We start from the raw sequence: 19,984 nt of genomic DNA, 5'->3' as shown, positions 1-19,984 counted from the left end.
GATCTCTATGTCCCTGCGCTTTGCGCTGCTGTTGCTGTTGGCCAGCCTGTGTGCTGGTTGTGTCCTGTCGGGCGATTACAACCCGATGAAGACCAGCAAGGGCCGTGACGAAGCGCGGGCTGCCTACGTGCAGCTGGGGCTGGGATACTTGCAGCAGGGCATGACCGAACGGGCCAAGGTTCCACTGAAAAAAGCCCTGGAGCTGGACGGTTCGGATCCCGACGCCAATGCCGCGCTGGGGCTGGTGTTCCAGGCCGAAATGGAACCTGCGCTTGCTGACGAACACTTCCGCAAAGCCTTGTCCTCCCGTCCCGCCGATGCGCGCATCCTCAACAACTACGGCAGTTTTCTCTACGAAGAACAGCGTTACAAGGAAGCCTACGAGCGTTTTGAACAGGCGGCCGCCGATACCCTGTATCCTGAGCGTTCGCGGGTGTTCGAGAACCTCGGCATGACGGCGGCGAAGCTCGGGCAGCGTGATCTGGCGCAGCAGCAGCTGGAAAAAGCGCTGCGTTTGAACCGCCAGCAGCCACGGGCATTGCTGGAAATGGCTGAGTTGTCATTCGAAGACAGGCATTATGTGCCCGCGCGTGACTATTACGACCGTTTCAGCCAGCTCTCCGAGCAAAATGCACGTAGTCTGTTGCTCGCCGTTCGGTTGGCAAAAGTATTTGAAGATCGCGACAAGGCCGCCAGTGCGGGCCTGCAATTAAAACGACTCTATCCCGGTACGCCGGAATATCAGCAATACCTGTCGGAGCAATGATGAAAGCGGCGCATCCCGAAGTTGTAGCAGCGAATCGCGTTAACCCCGGTGAGACCCTGCGCCAGGCCCGCGAAAGCAATGGCTGGTCGCTGGCCGAAGTGGCCCTCAAGCTCAACCTCACCGTGACTTCCCTGAGCAATCTTGAAGCCGGCGCCTTCGACAAGTTGCCCGGGCATACTTTCGCTCGCGGCTACATTCGCGCGTACGCCAAATTGCTCGGCATGGATCAGACCGTTCTGGTCCAGCAATTCGACCAGTCCACCGGCACCGATTCCCAGGGCAGCAACGTCCACGCTCTGGGTCGTATTGAAGAGCCGGTACGGGTTTCCCACACCATTTTGCGTATCGTCAGCCTGTTGCTGCTGATTGCGGTCATCGGCGGCGGTTTCGTCTGGTGGCAGGATCAGACCTCCCTGCGTACCAAGGACCTGATCGGCCTGGCGCCGGAGCACGTCGAAGTCGAAGGCGCTGACGGCACCACCCAGATTCATCCGCTGGACGAGCCGGAAGACCAGGCCGTTGCGGAAGGCGAAGCCGAGGGCTCGACCGCTCTGGCGCTGCCTCAATCGGAAACTTCAGCTGAATCGACCGGCGCCGAGACCGAGGCCGCAGCTCCTGCGACCGCACCGGTTGCTCCTGCATCTGCTGCGCCAGCCGCGACTCCGGCTGCACCGGTTCATACGCCAGCGCCTGTGGTGGCTGCTCCGACAACTCCAGCGCCTGCCGCTCCGGCCACGCCTGCACCGACCGTTGCTGCCCCGGCAGCCCCGGCCGTCGCTGCACCCGCGCCGACAGCGCCAGTTACTCCGGCTGCAGGTCAGGGCCAGGTTCAGGTGCAGTTCATCGCCGATTGCTGGACTCAAGTGACCGATGGCAGCGGCAAGGTTCTGTACAGCGGCCTCAAGCGCAAGGGCGACAGCCTGTCTGTCGTCGGCAAGCCTCCGTTTGCCGTGCGTCTGGGCGTTGCCCGTGGCGCGCAGGTCAGTTACAACGGCCAGCCGGTCGATGTCGCTCCGTTCACCAGTGGCGAGACCGCTCGCCTGAAATTGGGTCAATAAGTCATGCACGGCGAATCTCCAATCAAACGTCGCGAATCGCGCAAGATCTGGGTCGGTAACGTGCCCGTGGGCGGCGATGCCCCTATCGCTGTGCAGAGCATGACCAACAGCGACACCAATGACGTCGCTGCCACCGTCGCGCAGATCAACCGTCTGGAAGCCGCCGGCGTCGACATCGTCCGTGTTTCGGTACCGGACATGGACGCCGCCGAGGCGTTCGGCAAGATCAAGCAACTGGTCAAGGTGCCGTTGGTTGCCGACATCCATTTCGACTACAAGATCGCTCTGCGCGTGGCCGAACTGGGTGTGGACTGCCTGCGCATCAACCCGGGCAACATCGGTCGCGAAGACCGCGTGCGTGCGGTGGTCGATGCCGCCCGCGACCGCGGGATTCCGATCCGCATCGGCGTCAACGCCGGTTCGCTGGAAAAAGACCTGCAGAAGAAATACGGCGAGCCGACGCCGGCCGCGCTGGTCGAGTCCGCCCTGCGTCACGTCGAACACCTCGAGCGCCTGAATTTCCAGGACTTCAAGGTCAGCGTGAAGGCTTCCGACGTGTTCATGGCCGTTGAAGCCTACCGTCTGCTGGCCAAGGAAATCGTCCAGCCGCTGCACCTGGGCATCACCGAAGCCGGTGGATTGCGCTCCGGTACAGTGAAATCCGCCGTGGGCCTAGGTATGCTGCTCGCCGAGGGGATTGGCGATACTATCCGCATCTCGCTGGCGGCCGACCCGGTCGAGGAAGTGAAGGTCGGTTACGACATTCTCAAGTCTTTGCATCTGCGTTCCCGTGGCATCAACTTCATCGCCTGCCCGAGCTGCTCGCGGCAGAACTTCGATGTGGTCAAGACCATGAACGAGCTGGAAGGGCGCCTTGAAGACCTGCTGGTGCCGCTGGATGTCGCGGTGATCGGTTGCGTGGTCAACGGCCCCGGCGAAGCCAAGGAAGCCCATATCGGCTTGACCGGCGGCACGCCAAACCTGATTTACATCGACGGCAAGCCGTCGCAGAAACTGACGAATGACAATCTGGTGGACGAGCTGGAAAAGCTGATCCGCGAGAAAGCGGCCGAGAAGGTCGAAGCTGACGCAGCGGTTATTGCGCGCGGCTGATCGAACGAACTAAGGAATTTCTGTGAGCAAGTCTCTGCAAGCCATTCGTGGCATGAACGACATCCTGCCGGAACAGACGCCGGTATGGCGCTATTTCGAAGGCACCGTTTCGCGTCTGCTGGATAACTACGGTTACAAGCAGATCCGCATGCCGATCGTCGAGTTCACCGAGCTGTTCAAGCGCTCGATCGGTGAAGTGACCGACATCGTCGAAAAAGAGATGTACACCTTCGAAGACCGCAACGGCGACTCGCTGACCCTGCGTCCGGAAGGCACGGCCGCGTGCGTGCGTGCGGTGCTCGAGCACGGCATCACCGGCGGTGGCCAGGTGCAGAAACTCTGGTACATCGGCCCGATGTTCCGTCACGAGCGTCCGCAGAAAGGCCGTTATCGCCAGTTCCACCAGATCGGTCTGGAGGTGTTCAACCTCGACGGTCCGGACATCGACGCCGAACTGATCATCATGACCTGGCGCCTGTGGGGCGAGCTGGGCATCCGCGATGCGGTCAAGCTCGAGCTCAACAGCCTCGGCACCAGCGAGTCCCGCGGCCGTTATCGTGAAGCGCTGGTCGAGTACCTCTCGGCGCACCACGACAAACTGGACGAAGACAGCCAGCGTCGCCTGAAAACCAACCCGCTGCGCGTGCTCGACACCAAAAATGCCGACACCCAGGCCGTGCTGGTCGATGCGCCGAAAATGGCCGACTACCTGGATGACGAATCCCGTGCCCACTTCGAAGGCCTGAAGGCCCGTCTGGATGCCGTCGGCATTCCTTACGTGCTCAACCCGAAGCTGGTGCGTGGTCTGGATTACTACAGCAAAACCGTATTCGAATGGGTCACCGACAAGCTCGGCGCCCAGGGCACCGTCTGCGCGGGTGGGCGCTATGACGGTCTGGTCGAGCAGATGGGCGGGAAGCCGACCCCGGGCGTCGGTTTCGCCATGGGCATCGAGCGTCTGGTACTGCTGCTGGAAACCCTGGAGCAGATCCCGGAAGAAATCTCCCGTCAGGTTGACGTCTATCTCTGCGCCTTCGGCGAAGAAGCAGAGCTGGCCGGTCTGGCCCTGGCCGAGCGGGTACGCGACCAACTGCCCAACCTGCGCCTGCAAGTCAATGCCGGCGCCGGCAGCTTCAAGAGCCAGTTCAAGAAAGCCGACAAGAGCGGTGCGCTGTACGCACTGATCCTCGGTGACGACGAAATGGCCCAGCAAGTGGTAGGTTTCAAACCCCTGCGTGGCCAGGGCGAACAACAAAGCATTGCCTGGGATGCGCTCGCTGCACACCTGGCCACCTGCGTCGTGCAGGGTTGAAGCTGTCCAAACAGCCGATTTAGCGATTAAGGAGTATTGGGGTGTCGAGTACCGAAGACGAACAGTTGGCGGATTTGAAGGACTGGTGGACACGCAACGGCAAACCTCTGGTCACCGGCGGCCTGTTGGCGCTGGTCATCGTGTTCGGCTGGCAGGCATATCACAAGTATCAGAGCAACCAGTCGCAAGGCGCCTCGGTGCTCTATCAGCAATTGCTGGAAACCACGCTGACCCCGGACGGCAAGCCTGACGCCGCGCGCGTTGCGGATCTGGCCGGCAAGCTCAACAGCGAATTCGGCGGTTCTGCCTACGCGCAGTACGGCAGCCTGTTCGTGGCCAAGGTCGCGGTCGACAGCGGCAAGCTGGACGACGCGGCGACCGAACTCAAGGCCATCGTTGCCAAACCGGCCAACCCGGCGCTGGGCGAAATCGCCCGTCAGCGGCTGGCGCAGGTACTGGGCGCACAGAACAAGGCCGATGAAGCCCTGAAACTGCTCGAAGGCGATGCCGACAAGTCGTTCCTGGCCACTCGCGAAGAACTCAAGGGCGACCTGCTGGTACAACTGGGCCGTACCGACGAAGCGAACGCGGCGTATCAAAAAGCCAAGGCGGCACTGTCGGATGAAGCGGCGGTCGGTGGCCTTCAAATCAAGCTGGACGACCTGGCCAAAGGGGATGCGTGACGTGATCCGTTGGAAGCATGCAGCATTGCTGGCTCTGGCCATTCTGGCCGCGGGTTGCAGCAGCAACAGCAAAAAAGAACTGCCACCGGCCGAGCTGACCGACTTCAAAGAAGAAGTGGTCCTGCACAAGCAGTGGAGCCGTTCGATCGGTGACGGTCAGGGCGAAACCTACAACATGCTGGTGCCGGCGATCGACGGTGACACCATCTACGCGGCCGATGTGACCGGTATCGTGATGGGCCTGGATCGCGGCAACGGCGACGTGAAATGGAAGAAAGACCTTGAACTGCCTGTGTCCGGCGCCGTTGGCGTGGGTTACGGTCTGGTCATGGTCGGCACCCTGCGCGGTGAAGTCGTTGCCCTCGACGCCATCAACGGTGAAGAAAAGTGGCGCTCGCGCGTCAACAGCGAAGTCCTCGCGCCACCGGCCAGCAACGGTGACGTGGTGGTGGTACAGACCCAGGACGATCGTCTGATCGGTCTGGACGCGGCCACCGGCAACCAACGTTGGGTGTATGACAGCACGCCAGCCGTACTGACCCTGCGCGGCACCAGCGCACCGATTGTCACCAACCGCCTCGCGGTGGCTGGCCTGTCGACCGGTAAAGTGGTCGCTCTCGACATTTCCAACGGCGTGCCGGTCTGGGAACAGCGGATCGCGATTCCACAAGGTCGTTCGGAACTGGAGCGCGTGGTCGACATCGACGGCGGTCTGCTGCTGTCCGGCGGTACCTTGTACGTTGCCAGCTATCAGGGTCGCGTTGCGGCACTGGATCTGGAAAGCGGCCGTCAACTCTGGCAGCGCGACGCGTCGAGCTACGCCGGTGTTGCCCAGGGTTTCGGCAACGTCTACGTAAGCCTGTCGTCGGGCACCGTTGAAGGCGTCGACGAGCGTTCCACCACAGCCCTGTGGAGCAACGACTCGCTGGCCCGTCGTCAACTGTCGGCGCCGGAAGTGTTCTCCAGTTACGTTGCTGTCGGTGACCTGGAAGGTTACCTGCACCTGCTGAGTCAGGTGGACGGTCGTTTCGTCGGCCGCGAGCGCATCGACAGCGACGGCCTGCGTGCCCGTCCGCTGGTGGTGGGTGACACGATTTATGTGTATGGCAACAGCGGCAAACTGGAAGCCCTGACCATCAAGTAACAACTATGCTTGGGGTTAATTCCCCAGGCGGCCTTGCTTCTGCAGGGTTTGCAGCACCCACGGGTGTTGCCCCGAGCACCAGCCGCTGCCTCGCAGCGGCTTTTGTATTTTCTGAAATAACGAAGTGGAGAGCCGCATGGTTCCCGTAATCGCCCTGGTGGGCCGACCGAACGTCGGCAAGTCCACCTTGTTCAACCGCCTGACCAGGACTCGTGACGCCATCGTCGGCGACTTGTCCGGTCTGACCCGTGATCGCCAGTACGGTGAGGCCAAGTGGCAAGGGCGTTCCTACATTCTGATCGACACCGGCGGTATCTCCGGTGACGAGCATGGTATGGACGAAAAAATGGCCGAGCAGTCGCTGCTGGCCATCGAAGAAGCGGATGTCGTTCTGTTCCTGGTAGATGCCAAGGCGGGTTTCACTGCCGCCGACCAGATGATCGCCGAACACTTGCGCAAACGTAACAAGCGTTCCCACGTGGTGGCCAACAAGGTCGACAACATCGACCCGGAAATGGCCCGCGCCGAATTCGCCCCGCTGGGCATGGGCCACGCGATTCCGATCGCCGGCGCCCACGGTCGCGGCATCACGCAATTGCTGGAAGCCGCCCTGAGCGACTTCCCGCGCGACGATGACGAGCCGGCGGAAGGTGAAGAGGAAGAAGTGGTCGCCGAAGGCGAGGAAGCCAAGCGCATTCCTGGTCCGAGCGAAAAAGACGGGATCAAGATCGCCATCATCGGCCGGCCGAACGTCGGCAAGTCGACCCTGGTCAACCGCATGCTCGGTGAAGACCGGGTAATCGTCTACGACCAGCCCGGCACCACCCGCGACAGTATTTACATCCCGTTCGAGCGTAACGACGAGAAGTACACGCTGATCGACACCGCCGGTGTACGCAAGCGCGGCAAGATCCACGAAGAAGTCGAAAAATTCTCCGTGGTCAAAACCCTGCAGGCGATCAAAGACGCCAACGTGGTGATCTTCGTGATGGACGCCCGCGAAGGCGTGGTCGATCACGACCTCAACCTGCTGGGCTTCGCCCTTGAAGCAGGTCGTGCGCTGGTGATCGCGATCAACAAATGGGACGGCATGACGCCAAGCGAGCGCGACTTCGTGAAGGTCGAGTTGCAGCGTCGGTTGTTCTTCGTTGATTTCGCCGATATCCATTTTATCTCGGCACTGCACGGTACCGGCGTGGGCAACCTTTACGCCTCGGTGCAGAACTCGTTCAAGTCGGCGGTCACCCGCTGGCCGACCAGCCGCCTGACGCAGATTCTCGAAGACGCGGTCAGCGAGCACCAGCCGCCGATGGTCAACAGCCGCCGGATCAAGCTGCGTTACGCTCACCTGGGTGGTGCGAACCCGCCGATCATTGTGATCCACGGCAACCAGATCGAGAAAGTGCCGAAGTCGTACGTGCGCTATCTGGAAAACACTTACCGCCGTGTGCTCAAACTGGTCGGTACGCCGATCCGTATCGAGTTCAAGGGTGGCGAGAACCCGTACGAAGGCAACAAGAACACGCTGACCGACCGCCAGGTCAACAAGAAGCGTCGCTTGATGTCGCACAACAAGAAAGCCAGCAAGAAGCGCCGCGACAAGAAGTAAGGTCGTTGCGAACAGAGAGAAGGGGCGCCGTTTGGCGCCCTTTTTTTATGGGCGCCGGATGGGCTATCCTCGGGCTCTCCCGCGCCGTCGTCAGAGCCGGGGCAGAGCAGGGAACCCCGATGATCACCAGCAAGCTGCCGAATGTCGGCATCACTATTTTCACGCAGATGTCTCAGCTCGCGGCGCAGACCGGAGCGATCAACCTTTCCCAGGGTTTTCCCGATTTCGACGGCCCGCAGGCACTGCGCGACGCAGTCGGTCGACACATCGCCAGTGGCCATAACCAGTATTCGCCCATGACCGGCCTGCCGGCGCTGCGCCAGCAGATTGCGGCAAAGATCGCCCGCAGTTATGGCGCCAACGTCGATGCCGACAATGAAGTGACCGTGACCCCCGGCGCCACCCAGGCGATTTTCTGTGCGATCCAGGCGGTTATCCACAGCGGCGACGAAGTCATCGTGTTCGACCCGGCCTACGACAGCTACGAGCCGTCGGTGGAACTGGCCGGTGGGCGCTGCGTGCATGTGCAACTTGGGCTGAAGGATTTCTCCATCGACTTCGACAAGCTCAGCGCAGCCTTGAGCCCGCGCACGCGGATGATCATCCTCAACACCCCGCACAACCCGAGCGGTGCATTGATCAGCCGTGCCGAGCTGGATCAACTGGCGGCGTTGATCCGTGACCGCGACATCTACGTGATCAGCGACGAAGTCTACGAACACCTGGTATTCGACGGCGTGCCGCACGTCAGCGTGCTGGCCCATGAAGAGCTGTATCAGCGCGCCTTCGTGGTCAGCTCGTTCGGCAAGACTTATCACGTCACCGGCTGGAAAACCGGCTACGTCGTGGCGCCGCCGGCCCTGACGGCAGAGCTGCGTAAAGTGCACCAGTACGTCAGTTTCTGCGGCGTGACACCGTTGCAGTACGCCCTGGCCGATTACATGGCCGAGCATCCGGAACACGTTGAAGAGCTGCCGGGTTTCTATCAGGCCAAGCGCGATCTGTTCTGTGATCTGCTGGCGCCGTCGCGATTCAGTTTCACCCGGGTCACCGGCACCTATTTCCAACTGGTTGATTACTCGCAGATTCGCCCCGATCTGAACGATGTCGAGATGGCGATGTGGATGACCCGCGAGCACGGCGTGGCGAGCATTCCGGTGTCGGTGTTCTACCAGAATCCACCGCAAGGCCAGCGTCTGGTGCGCCTGTGCTTTGCCAAACGTGAGGAGACGCTGCGGGAAGCGGCGGCCAAACTATGCGTGATCTGAGTGCGTTGCCCGATCTGAATCTGGCGCTGATCCAGACCAGCCTGGCCTGGCATGATCGTCAGGCCAATCTCGAGCATTTCGACGTTTTGCTCGAACAGGCGCGCGGTGCCGACCTGATCATCCTGCCGGAAATGTTCACCACCGGATTTTCCATGGAATCCGAAACCCTGGCCGAAGCCGAAAACGGCCCGACCAGCAAATGGCTGCGGGCCCAGGCGGCGAAGCTGAACGCGGTCGTCACGGGCAGCGTGATCATCCAGGCCGCCGATGGCAGCCACCGCAACCGTTTGCTGTGGGCGCGGCCGGACGGCGAGGTGCTGCATTACGACAAGCGTCACCTGTTCCGCATGGCCGGCGAGCACAACCACTACACCCCCGGCGAGCGCCAGGTGCAGTTCGAGCTCAAGGGCTGGCGGGTGCGGCCGCTGATCTGCTACGACTTGCGCTTCCCGGTGTGGAGTCGCGACGCTCAGGACACCGATCTGCTGCTGTACACCGCCAACTGGCCGGGTGCGCGACGGCAGCACTGGAACCGGTTGCTGCCGGCTCGGGCCATTGAAAACCTTTGTTATGTGGCGGCGGTCAACCGGGTTGGAACCGATGGCAAGGGTTTTGCGTATACCGGCGACAGTCAGGTGCTGGATTTCCAGGGCGAGACGTTGCTGGCGGCGGGAGAGGCTGACGGGCTGTTCAAGGTGGTTCTGGAAGCGGCTTCGCTGGCGGCTTACCGCGAGCGGTTCCCGGCGAATCTGGATGCCGACACCTTCGAGTTCACCTGACATTTGCAGCGTCTGCAAAAGCCTTTTCGCGGGCAAGCCCGCTCCCACAGTGTTCTATGGTGTGCATGAGTCTGGGGTGCACCGGCGTCCCCTGTGGGAGCGGGCTTGCCCGCGAAGGGGTCATTACAGACAGCACTAAAATGGCAGGCAAAAAAAGGCCCCGGAGTTCGCACTCCGGGGCCTTTCGTATTGCAGCGGTCAAGTTACGCCGCTTTCGCTTCCGGCTGGCTCAGCGAGCGGTTCAGCGCGCTGAACAGGGCCTTGAAGCTGGCGGTGGTGATGTTTTCATCGATGCCCACGCCGTGCACCGCACGTTCGCCGTTCACACGCAATTCGATGTAGGCCGCCGCCTTGGCGTTGGTGCCCGCGCCAATGGCGTGTTCGTTGTAGTCCATGATCTCCACCGGAATCGGCAGACCGGCCACCAGCGCTTCCAGCGCGCCGTTGCCCTTGCCGCGCCAGTGCAGGTTGGTTTCGCCCTGACCCTTGCTCGCCACTTCCACTTCGACGGCGCTGTTGCCGTTTTCTTCCTGCAGGCGATGGCTGACCAGCGCGTACGGGGTGTTGGCTTGCAGGTATTCGCTGTGCAACAGCGCGTGGATTTGCTGCGCGGTCATCTCCAGACCCAGGCGGTCGGTTTCACGCTGCACGACCTGGCTGAATTCGATCTGCATGCGACGTGGCAGGCTGATGCCGTATTCCTGTTCCAGCAAGTAGGCGATGCCGCCCTTGCCCGACTGGCTGTTGACGCGGATCACCGCCTCGTAGCTGCGGCCGATGTCGGCCGGGTCGATCGGCAGGTACGGTACTTCCCACAGTGCGTCGGATTTCTGCTGGGCGAAGCCCTTGCGGATCGCGTCCTGGTGGGAGCCGGAGAAGGCGGTGTGGACCAGGTCGCCGACGTACGGGTGACGCGGGTGAACCTGGATCTGGTTGCACTCTTCGACGACTTTGCGCACGCCGTCGATGTCGGAGAAGTCCAGTTGCGGGTCGAGGCCCTGGGTGTACATGTTCAGTGCCACGGTCACGAGGTCGACGTTGCCGGTACGCTCGCCGTTGCCGAACAGGCAGCCTTCGACGCGGTCGGCGCCGGCCATCAGGCCCAGCTCGGTGGCGGCCACGCCGGTGCCACGGTCGTTGTGGGTGTGCAGGCTGATGATCACGCTGTCACGACGGTTGATGTTGCGGTGGAACCACTCGATCTGGTCGGCGTAGACGTTCGGCGTCGCGCATTCAACGGTGGCCGGCAGGTTGAGGATGATCTTGTGCTCAGGCGTCGGGTTCCAGACCTCGATCACCGCGTCACAGACTTCCTTGGCGAATTCCAGCTCGGTGGCGCTGAAGGTTTCCGGCGAGTACTCGAAGGTCCACTCGGTGTCCGGCTGCATGGCGGCGTATTTGACGAACAGCTTGGCAGCGTTGACGGCGATGGCCTTGATCCCATCCTTGTCCTGGTTGAAGACGATGCGACGGAAAGAAGGGGAGGTGGCGTTGTACAGGTGAACGATGGCTTTTTTCGCCCCGCGCAGGGATTCGAAAGTGCGCTCGATCAGGTCTTCACGGCCCTGAGTCAGCACTTGAATAGTGGTGTCGTCCGGGATGTGGCCGTCTTCGATCAAAGTGCGCACGAAGTCGAAGTCGGTTTGCGAAGCGGCCGGGAACGACGCCTCGATTTCCTTCACGCCCACTTGCACCAGGGTTTTCCAGAAGCGCAGTTTTTTCACCGCGTCCATTGGCTCGATCAACGACTGGTTGCCGTCACGCAGGTCGGAGCTGCACCAGATCGGCGCGGCATTGATGGTTTTCGACGGCCAGGTGCGGTCCGGCAGGTTGATCACAGGAAACGCGCGGTATTTCGAAGACGGGTCTTTGAGCATGCTCATCGGGAAATTCCTTATTGTCTGGGCCGAAAAGAGGCGGCCTGCCGGTGTAACGAACGTTCTTGGAAAAGCGTGGGACGAGGCGCAGCGATTCAGCCCGGCAGTCGTGCGCTGACGAGGCACAGGCTGCGGTGCTGGCGAAGCTGAATGAGGGTGTGAGAGGTTTTCATGCCCTCAACCCTAACCGCGAGGGATGAGGATGGCAAGCAGTCGGAAAAAATTGAGAGGAATACCCGGAAAGCGGTTTTTTCCGAGATTTTATTCTTGAAATCGCGCTTATTGTTGGCCGGGATTGCGCGGACCATTCGTCGTGCGCAATCCCTGCTGGTGGGGGTTCAGACTGAAATCAAGGCTGGAAAGCCCCAATGAAAATCGCCGGATCGACCCGCGCATCGTTCAGGCTGACGTTCCAGTGCATGTGCGGCCCGGTCGCCCGACCTGTAGCGCCAACCTTGCCCACCACCGCACCGCGCGCCAGTTGCTGGCCGTTCTGCACATCAATCTTCGACATGTGGCAGAACATGCTGATGAAGCCCTGGCCGTGGTCGACGAACACGGTGTTGCCATTGAAGAAGTAGTTGCCGATCAGGATCACCTTGCCCGCCGCCGGGGTCTTGATCGGTGTGCCCGCCGGCACCGCGAAGTCCAGACCTGCGTGCGGATTGCGCTCTTCACCGTTGAAGAAACGGCGCACGCCGAACTTGCTCGACAGCGGCCCGTTGACCGGCTTGTCCAGCAACAGGTTGCTCGGCGTGTTCGGGCTGAAGCTGCGGTAGGCCTTGATCTGCTCGGCCAGTTCGCCCTCGATGCGCTTGAGGTTGGCCGGGTTCGGGTTGACCTGCTGAGTGTTCTTCAGGGTGATGTGCTGTTCCGGGTATTTCTTGTTACCGACATTGAAGTTGAGGTTACGTCCGCCAGTGCTGATCTGCTGAACGCCGGGTTTGACGGTCAACGGAACGCCGACAATCGCCAGCCAGTTGTTCTGCTCCTTGACCACCAGCACCGGTTTGCCCTGATACGTGGCTTTAGGCGCTTGCGCAGCGGTCCCCAGATCGACGACCGCCACGCCGCCCGGCACCGGTTTGTTCAGCAGGCGGGTGATGTAACTGTCGGCGTGGGCGTTGAAGGTCAGGCACAGGAACAGCAGCGGAGCAAGAAAACGCGGCATGGATCAGTCCAGTAAAGAGAGAGTGACAGGCGTCAGGTGATTGTCCTCGACGCGCACTTGCAGTTCGCCTTCGCCCAGTCTGGCCTTGAGGCGCTGGCCGGTGTGAGTCTGCGCGGCGTTGCGAATCGCGTTGCCGCGCTCATCCAGAAGAATGCTGTAGCCACGGCCGAGAGTCGCCAGCGGGCTGACCACGTGCAGGGTCTGCATCTGGCTTTGCAACTGCAGGCGACGGCGTTTCAAGCCTTCGTTCATCGCGCGTGGCAGGCGCTCGGCGAGGCTGTCGAGACGCTGGCGCAACAGGGCCAGCTGGCGTCCCGGATGCTGCCCGGCGAGGCGGGTTTCCAGGCGGATCAGGCGTTCACGACGGGTATTGAGCTGGCGCTCGAACGCCCGACGCATGCGCATGTCCAGATCATCCAGGCGCTGTGCCTGTTGACGCAGACGCTCGCCAGGATGGCGCAAGCGGCGGGTCATGCCTTCAAGGCGCAGGCGATCGCGCATCAAGCGGTCACGCATGCGCATCACCAACCGGCGATGCAGGCTTTCGACCTGACGGATCAGATGGCTGGAATCCGGGGCAAGCAGTTCAGCAGCAGCGGACGGCGTCGGCGCACGCACATCCGCCACGAAGTCACTGATCGACACATCGGTTTCATGGCCGACTGCGCTGACGATCGGCGTAACACAGGCATCGACCGCCCGGGCCACGGCTTCTTCATTGAAGCACCAGAGGTCTTCCAGCGAGCCGCCGCCACGGGCCAGGATCAGCGCGTCGAACCCACGGGCATCCGCCAGTTTCAGGGCGCGGACGATCTGCGCGGTGGCTTCGCGGCCCTGAACGGCGGTGGGAATCAGCGTCAGTTGCACCTGCGGCGCGCGGCGGCGGAACACGCTGATAATGTCGCGAATCACCGCGCCGGTCGGCGAACTGATGATGCCGATGCGCTGCGGGTGCGCCGGCAGCGGCACCTTGCGCTCGGCACTGAACAGGCCTTCGGCGCTGAGCTTTTCCTTCAAGGCATCGAAGGCCAGGCGCAGGGCACCATCACCGGCCGGCTCCACGGTGTCGAGGATCAGCTGATAGTCGCCACGCCCTTCGAACAGCGAGACCTTGCCGCGCACCTTGACCGCCAGGCCATCCTTCAGCGCCTGACGCACCCGCGCCGCATTCTGGCGGAACAGCGCGCAACGCACCTGCGCGCCACTGTCCTTGAGCGTGAAATACACGTGGCCGGACGCCGGGCGGGCGAGGTTGGAGATTTCGCCTTCGACCCAGATGTTGCTGAACACGTCTTCGAGCAACACCCGCGCGCGGCCGTTGAGCTGGCTGACGGTCAGGACTTCGCGGTCCAGGCCGAGTCTTGCAAAGGGATCTTTAATCATGGGGCGCAGTTTAAAGGCATTCGCCGGTGAATGTCTGGAGGAAGTGTTGCACCAGAGGTGTGGGATTTTGCCGAGAAGCGAGGGCGACGGTGCTCTGGCAATCGCCGGTCAGCGGCAGAAATCTCACGCCGGCGGGCGCGATGTCCTGCATCGATTCCGGCAACAGAGCAATGCCGAATCCGGCCTGGATCAATTGCAATTGCGTGGTCTTGCGCGACATCACCCGAGCAGCCTGGGGGAAAAAGCCGTGACGCATGCACAGGTCGGCGCACAAATAACTCAGCCCGCCGCGCTGCGGATGCGGGATGGAGATGAACGCTTCGTCCTTCAATTGCGCCAGGTCGACGGCCTCCGCCAACGCCAGTCGATGATTCGCCGGCACAGCAAGCAGCAAACGTTCGGTGTAGAGCGGCACAATCTGAACGCCCTCGCGCTGGCGCAGCACCGGCAGCCGCAGAAGGCCGATATCGAGCCGGCCCTCGGCCAGTTCTTCAAGTTGCGCCTCCGAGGAGAGCGTGCCGATGTCCAGCGAAACGCCGGGTTGCTGCTCCAGATATGCGCTCATGTCGCGCAACAGTCGGCCGCTGATCGGCACGGTGCTGGAGTGACAAAGGCGCAAGGTGCCGCGCTGGCCCTGGCCGATTTCCGTGGCCAGGGCGCTGGCCTTGTTCAATTCATTGATCAGGTTTCTCGCCCGGGGCAAAAACGCTTCGCCAGCGGCGGTGAGCCGGGGCTGGCGTGCGGTGCGTTCGAACAGCGGCGTTTGCAGGCGGGTTTCCATGTCCTTGATCTGCCGGCTCAACGCCGATTGAGCGATGAACAGCCGTTCGGCTGCGGCGCTGAAGCTGCCGCTCTCGGCGATTTCCACGAAGTAGCGCAATTGGCGGGTTGAAAGCACGAGGCATGCCTTTTCGAGATGGCTTGGCGGTTTCGATGATATTAGTCGCAACCCTCGGCGCTGGCTAAAGTCATCGCAGGCTTATAAAGGAAGCGAGCGAATGAGCGTGGCGGGGTTGTTGAGCGAATGGTCGTGGGGCGCGCAGGGCTGGGTGGTGATCGGGTTGGCCATCGCGTTGGCCTACATCGTGTTCGGGATTGCCGGTTTCGGTACCGCATTGGTGGCCGGGCCGATCCTGATTCTGTTCATGCCGCTATCGAAAATCGTGCCGTTGCTGGTGCTGCTGGATTTCGTCGCGGCGTTCGGCAACCTGCTGCCGTCGCGGCGCGACGTGGCTAAACCGGAATTGCTGCGGCTGTTGCCGTGCATGGCGGTGGGCTGCACGCTGGGGGTGATTTTCCTGCTCAACCTCAAGTCCGATCTGCTGTTGCTGCTGATGGGGTTGTTTATCAGTGCCTATGCGATCTACAGCTTGTGGATCAAGGCGCGACCGGCGCAGTTATCTGCTGGGTGGGCGTTGCCGATGGGCACGGTGGGCGGTTTGTTCGGGGCGTTGTTCGGCAGTGGCGGCTTTCTTTATGCGATCTACCTCAACAGCCGACTGCCAAAAGACGCGGCACGGGCCACGCAAAGTGCGCTGATCAGTTGCAGCACGGTGGTGCGTTTGAGCCTGTTTGCCATCGCCGGGGTGTATGCCGAGCTACCCTTGTTGATGCTGGCGCTGTGCTTGTTGCCGGCCATGGCGCTGGGCTTGTGGGTCGGACGGCGGCTGACCATGCGCCTGTCCCGCGAGGCCTTCGTGCGGCTGGTGACCTGGCTGGTGCTGGCAAGCGGGATTGCGCTGATCGGCCGCTATTTAAGCACTTGACCTGAGTGGCTCAGGGATTAAGCTGCCGGCCTTTAGGGCCTCTTCGCGGGCAAGCCCGCTCCCACAGATTTCTCAGATGTACACAGGATGTGTGAGCGACTGAGAACCTTGTGGGAGCGGGCTTGCCCGCGAAGGCGTCAGAAGCCATACCGCAGGACTTTTCATGAATTCGCAGAGCATCATCGTCCCGAAAATCTCCAACCTGCCGGTGCACGAGCCCCGCGCTCGGGCGATTCTGCGCTGGCTGGTGCGCAAGAACATCGTCAAGGAAGAGCTGAGCACTTGCGGACGTACCGGCAATCGCATGGCCTACGCCATCGCCGATGGTGCCCGTGCGGTGGTGCTGTACCCCGAGGCGCTGCCGTTCGGCGAGCCGATCAACGGTCTCGAGGTCATCACCAAGCGCTGCATCTACACCCCGGCCAAGGGGTTTCTCGAAGAAGCCGGTTGTGCCGAATGCCGTCAGGAAATCGGTGAAGCGCTGTTCGAAAGCCTGGAAGACTGGATGCCGGGCCGCACCGATAACTTCACCTGCCCGGAATGCGGGCATGAGGACGACATCAACGGTTTCCTGTATTTGCAGGAGTGCGGGTTTTCCAACCTCGGTTTCATCTTCAACAACTGGCTGGAGGCGGGGTTCAAGCAGAGTTTCATCGACGAATTCGCCGATTGGCTGGATCAACCGGTGAGCTGGGTCAAGGTCGAGTTGTAGGGGGCGTTTTTCCCGTACATCAGCAACATTGATATAAGACAAGTTTTACATTGAGCCCGGTAGGGTGTCTGAGTATAATGGCGCGCTTCCATTTTCCCGCTCGGGAGCCCCCGCGATGCTGCGTATCAGCCAAGAAGCTCTGACCTTCGACGACATTCTTTTAGTGCCTGGTTATTCCGAGGTGCTTCCTAACGAAGTCAGTCTGAAGACCCGCCTTACCCGTGGCATCGAGCTGAACATTCCTCTGGTTTCTGCCGCCATGGACACCGTCACCGAAGCCCGTCTGGCAATCGCCATGGCTCAGGAAGGTGGCATCGGCATTATCCACAAGAACATGACCATCGAGCAGCAAGCTGCCGAAGTTCGCAAGGTCAAGAAGTTCGAAGCCGGTGTGGTCAAGGACCCGATCACCATCGAGGCTGACGCCACGGTTCGTGATCTGTTCGAACTGACCCGCATGCACAACATTTCCGGTGTTCCGGTGCTGCACGATGGCGACCTGGTCGGCATCGTCACTTCCCGTGACGTGCGTTTCGAAACTCGTCTGGATGCCACCGTTCGTGAAGTGATGACGCCGAAAGAGCGTCTGGTCACTGTTCGCGAAGGCGCCGACAAGAACGAAGTCCGCGAGCTGCTGCACAAGCACCGCCTGGAAAAAGTCCTGATCGTCGACGACAAGTTTGCCCTCAAAGGCATGATGACTGTCAAAGACATCGAAAAAGCCAAGGCCTACCCGCTGGCCAGCAAGGACGACCAGGGTCGTCTGCGCGTTGGCGCTGCGGTCGGTACCGGTAAAGACACCGGTGACCGCGTTGCCGCTCTGGTCAATGCCGGAGTGGACGTGGTGGTGGTCGACACCGCTCACGGTCACTCCAAAGGTGTGATCGACCGCGTTCGCTGGGTCAAAGAGAATTTCCCTGAAGTGCAGGTGATCGGCGGCAACATCGCCACCGGCGCAGCCGCCAAGGCCCTGGCCGAAGCCGGCGCCGACGCGGTCAAGGTCGGTATCGGCCCTGGCTCGATCTGCACCACCCGTATCGTCGCCGGTGTCGGCGTTCCGCAAATCAGTGCCATCGCCAACGTCGCCGCTGCCCTTGAAGGCACCGGTGTTCCGTTGATCGCCGACGGCGGCATCCGTTTCTCCGGTGACCTGTCCAAGGCCATCGTTGCCGGTGCTTCCTGCGTGATGATGGGCTCGATGTTCGCCGGTACCGAAGAAGCGCCGGGCGAGATCGAACTGTTCCAGGGCCGTTCCTACAAGGCTTATCGCGGCATGGGTTCGCTGGGCGCCATGTCCCAGGCTCAAGGTTCCTCCGACCGTTACTTCCAGGACTCCTCGGCAGGCGCCGAGAAACTCGTTCCGGAAGGCATCGAAGGCCGTGTTCCTTACAAGGGCACCCTGAGCGCGATCATCCACCAGTTGATGGGCGGTCTGCGTTCTTCCATGGGTTACACCGGCAGCGCCAACATCGAAGAAATGCGCACCAAGCCTGAGTTCGTGCGGATCACCGGTGCCGGCATGGCCGAATCCCACGTTCACGACGTGCAGATCACCAAGGAAGCGCCAAACTACCGCGTAGGTTGAGGCTTCAAGCAAAACGTTAAATGACCGGGGCTGTTTTATTCAGCCCCGAGTCGTTTCTGAATCAAGACTGTTTCTGAATTATTTAGACGAGACTGAATCATGGCCCTCGACATTCACGCTCACCGCATCCTGATCCTCGACTTCGGTTCGCAATACACCCAACTGATCGCCCGCCGCGTGCGCGAGATCGGTGTGTACTGCGAACTGCACCCGTTCGACATGGACGAAGATGCGATCCGCGAATTTGCGCCAAAAGGCGTGATCCTCGCCGGCGGTCCCGAGTCCGTGCACGAAGCCAACAGCCCGCGCTGCCCGCAAGCGGTGTTCGACCTGGGCGTACCGGTCTTCGGTATCTGCTACGGCATGCAGACCATGGCCGAACAACTGGGCGGCAAGGTTGAAGGCTCCGAGCTGCGTGAGTTCGGTTACGCCCGCGTTGACGTGGTCGGCAAGAGCCGCCTGCTCGACGGCATCGAAGACCATATCGATGCTGACGGCCTGTTCGGCCTCGACGTGTGGATGAGCCACGGTGACAAGGTCACCAGGATGCCGAGCGATTTCCATATCCTGGCCAGCACCCCGAGCTGCCCGATCGCCGGCATGTTCAACGACGAGCGCGCCTACTACGGCGTGCAGTTCCACCCGGAAGTGACCCACACCAAGCAGGGCGGTCGCATCCTGTCGCGCTTCGTGCTGGACATCTGCGGCTGTGAAGCCCTGTGGACCCCGTCGAAGATCGCCGAAGACGCCATCGCCAACATCCGCGCACAGGTCGGTACCGACAACGTGCTGCTGGGTCTGTCCGGCGGTGTGGATTCCTCGGTGGTTGCGGCGCTGCTGCACAAGGCCATCGGTGATCAACTGACCTGCGTCTTCGTCGATAACGGCTTGCTGCGTCTGCACGAAGGCGAGCAAGTGATGGCCATGTTCGCCGAGAACATGGGCGTCAAGGTGATCCGCGCCAACGCCGAAGACCAGTTCCTGAACAACCTGGCCGGCGAAGCCGATCCAGAGAAGAAGCGCAAGATCATCGGCCGCACCTTCATCGACGTGTTCGATGCCGAATCCTGCAAGCTCGACAACATCAAGTACCTGGCCCAGGGCACCATCTACCCGGACGTGATCGAGTCGGCTGGCGCGAAAAGCGGCAAGGCCCACGTGATCAAGTCGCACCACAACGTGGGCGGCCTGCCGGAAGAAATGAACCTGAAACTGGTCGAACCACTGCGCGAACTGTTCAAGGACGAAGTCCGTCGTCTGGGTCTGGAACTGGGCCTGCCGTACGACATGGTCTACCGTCACCCGTTCCCGGGTCCGGGCCTGGGCGTGCGGATCCTTGGCGAAGTGAAGAAGGAATACGCCGACCTGCTGCGTCGCGCCGACCACATTTTCATCGAAGAACTGCGCAAGGCCGACTGGTACCACAAGGTCAGCCAAGCCTTCGTGGTGTTCCAGCCGGTGAAATCGGTTGGCGTGGTCGGCGATGGCCGTCGTTACGCCTGGGTCGTGGCCCTGCGTGCGGTGGAAACCATCGACTTCATGACCGCCCGTTGGGCACACCTGCCTTACGAATTGCTGGAAACCGTTTCCGGCCGCATCATCAATGAAATCGAGGGTATCTCGCGCGTTACTTACGACGTGTCGAGCAAGCCGCCGGCGACGATTGAGTGGGAGTGAGCCCGCGTCGCGCCATGACGGTGTGAGTGCTGGCAGTCCAAGGCCGCGTGAACGGTGTTCACGCGGCCTTTTTGTTGCCGC

17 protein-coding genes are annotated in these 19,984 nt (G+C 61.5%); 13 read left to right on the top strand and 4 right to left on the bottom strand.

Translation table 11 applies throughout. The features are described from left to right. Positions 1-7 precede the first annotated feature (7 nt). The 9 genes from pilW to CAG25_RS07280 all read left to right on the top strand — a co-directional run bounded on the left by pilW (position 8) and on the right by CAG25_RS07280 (position 9,732). Complete coding sequence (gene pilW, locus CAG25_RS07320; protein WP_007956682.1) at positions 8-766, top strand: type IV pilus biogenesis/stability protein PilW; 759 nt, start codon at positions 8-10, stop codon at positions 764-766. Then, on the top strand, positions 766-1,824 hold the full coding sequence (locus CAG25_RS07315; protein WP_085610921.1) for a RodZ domain-containing protein: 1,059 nt from the start codon (positions 766-768) through the stop codon (positions 1,822-1,824). The genes pilW and CAG25_RS07315 overlap by 1 nt, the downstream gene beginning before the upstream one ends. A 3-nt stretch (positions 1,825-1,827) precedes the next feature. Continuing rightward, the gene (gene ispG / locus CAG25_RS07310) at positions 1,828-2,937 is read left to right on the top strand and encodes a flavodoxin-dependent (E)-4-hydroxy-3-methylbut-2-enyl-diphosphate synthase (protein ID WP_007956680.1); all 1,110 of its coding nucleotides are present in this window, start codon (positions 1,828-1,830) and stop codon (positions 2,935-2,937) included. Positions 2,938-2,959: 22 nt separating this feature from the next. Further along, positions 2,960-4,249, top strand: a complete 1,290-nt coding sequence (gene hisS / locus CAG25_RS07305; protein ID WP_064383908.1) for a histidine--tRNA ligase — start codon at positions 2,960-2,962, stop codon at positions 4,247-4,249. A gap of 41 nt (positions 4,250-4,290) precedes the next feature. Continuing rightward, a complete protein-coding gene (locus tag CAG25_RS07300; protein ID WP_011335807.1) occupies positions 4,291-4,932 on the top strand; it encodes a tetratricopeptide repeat protein in 642 nt (213 codons plus the stop codon). Further along, a complete protein-coding gene (gene bamB / locus CAG25_RS07295; protein WP_085610920.1) occupies positions 4,925-6,076 on the top strand; it encodes an outer membrane protein assembly factor BamB in 1,152 nt (383 codons plus the stop codon). Before CAG25_RS07300 ends, bamB begins: the two co-directional genes overlap by 8 nt. Before the next feature lie 136 nt (positions 6,077-6,212). Next, positions 6,213-7,685, top strand: a complete 1,473-nt coding sequence (gene der / locus CAG25_RS07290; RefSeq protein ID WP_007956675.1) for a ribosome biogenesis GTPase Der — start codon at positions 6,213-6,215, stop codon at positions 7,683-7,685. Between the two features lie 119 nt (positions 7,686-7,804). Beyond that, a complete protein-coding gene (locus CAG25_RS07285) occupies positions 7,805-8,953 on the top strand; it encodes a pyridoxal phosphate-dependent aminotransferase (RefSeq protein WP_085610919.1) in 1,149 nt (382 codons plus the stop codon). Beyond that, positions 8,941-9,732: an amidohydrolase gene (locus CAG25_RS07280; RefSeq protein WP_085610918.1), complete on the top strand. Its 792-nt coding sequence runs from the start codon at positions 8,941-8,943 to the stop codon at positions 9,730-9,732. The genes CAG25_RS07285 and CAG25_RS07280 overlap by 13 nt, the downstream gene beginning before the upstream one ends. A gap of 203 nt (positions 9,733-9,935) precedes the next feature. Here the strand turns inward: CAG25_RS07280 and leuA are convergent, their stop codons facing one another. From leuA to CAG25_RS07250, 4 genes are all read right to left on the bottom strand, one after another. Next, positions 9,936-11,615, bottom strand: coding sequence for a 2-isopropylmalate synthase (gene leuA, locus CAG25_RS07275; protein ID WP_064599237.1), 1,680 nt, complete (start codon positions 11,613-11,615; stop codon positions 9,936-9,938). A 343-nt stretch (positions 11,616-11,958) separates the two neighbouring features. Continuing rightward, positions 11,959-12,780, bottom strand: coding sequence for a peptidoglycan DD-metalloendopeptidase family protein (locus CAG25_RS07260; protein WP_085610916.1), 822 nt, complete (start codon positions 12,778-12,780; stop codon positions 11,959-11,961). Positions 12,781-12,783: 3 nt separating this feature from the next. Then, complete coding sequence (gene xseA / locus CAG25_RS07255) at positions 12,784-14,163, bottom strand: exodeoxyribonuclease VII large subunit (RefSeq protein ID WP_007956669.1); 1,380 nt, start codon at positions 14,161-14,163, stop codon at positions 12,784-12,786. A gap of 10 nt (positions 14,164-14,173) precedes the next feature. Then, a complete protein-coding gene (locus tag CAG25_RS07250; protein ID WP_085610915.1) occupies positions 14,174-15,061 on the bottom strand; it encodes a LysR family transcriptional regulator in 888 nt (295 codons plus the stop codon). 100 nt (positions 15,062-15,161) lie between these two features. Between CAG25_RS07250 and CAG25_RS07245 the strand changes: the two genes are divergently transcribed. From CAG25_RS07245 to guaA, 4 genes are all read left to right on the top strand, one after another. Further along, positions 15,162-15,929, top strand: coding sequence for a sulfite exporter TauE/SafE family protein (locus CAG25_RS07245; protein ID WP_074691031.1), 768 nt, complete (start codon positions 15,162-15,164; stop codon positions 15,927-15,929). A gap of 163 nt (positions 15,930-16,092) precedes the next feature. Beyond that, entirely contained in the window at positions 16,093-16,641 is a 549-nt protein-coding gene (locus CAG25_RS07240) for a sugar ABC transporter ATPase (protein ID WP_085610914.1), read from the top strand. 115 nt (positions 16,642-16,756) lie between these two features. Next, positions 16,757-18,226 (top strand): IMP dehydrogenase, encoded by a 1,470-nt coding sequence (guaB, locus tag CAG25_RS07235; RefSeq protein ID WP_011335798.1) that lies wholly within the window; start codon positions 16,757-16,759, stop codon positions 18,224-18,226. 99 nt (positions 18,227-18,325) lie between these two features. Next, positions 18,326-19,903 (top strand): glutamine-hydrolyzing GMP synthase, encoded by a 1,578-nt coding sequence (gene guaA / locus CAG25_RS07230; RefSeq protein ID WP_064599229.1) that lies wholly within the window; start codon positions 18,326-18,328, stop codon positions 19,901-19,903. The last annotated feature ends 81 nt before the right edge of the window (positions 19,904-19,984 follow it).

Origin of the sequence: Pseudomonas sp. B16(2017) (genome assembly GCF_002113205.1) — a bacterium.
Classification (GTDB): Bacteria; Pseudomonadota; Gammaproteobacteria; order Pseudomonadales; family Pseudomonadaceae; genus Aquipseudomonas; species Aquipseudomonas pharyngis.
Note: the sequence above shows the minus strand (reverse complement) of the source record. Positions and strands in the feature narration are given on the sequence as shown.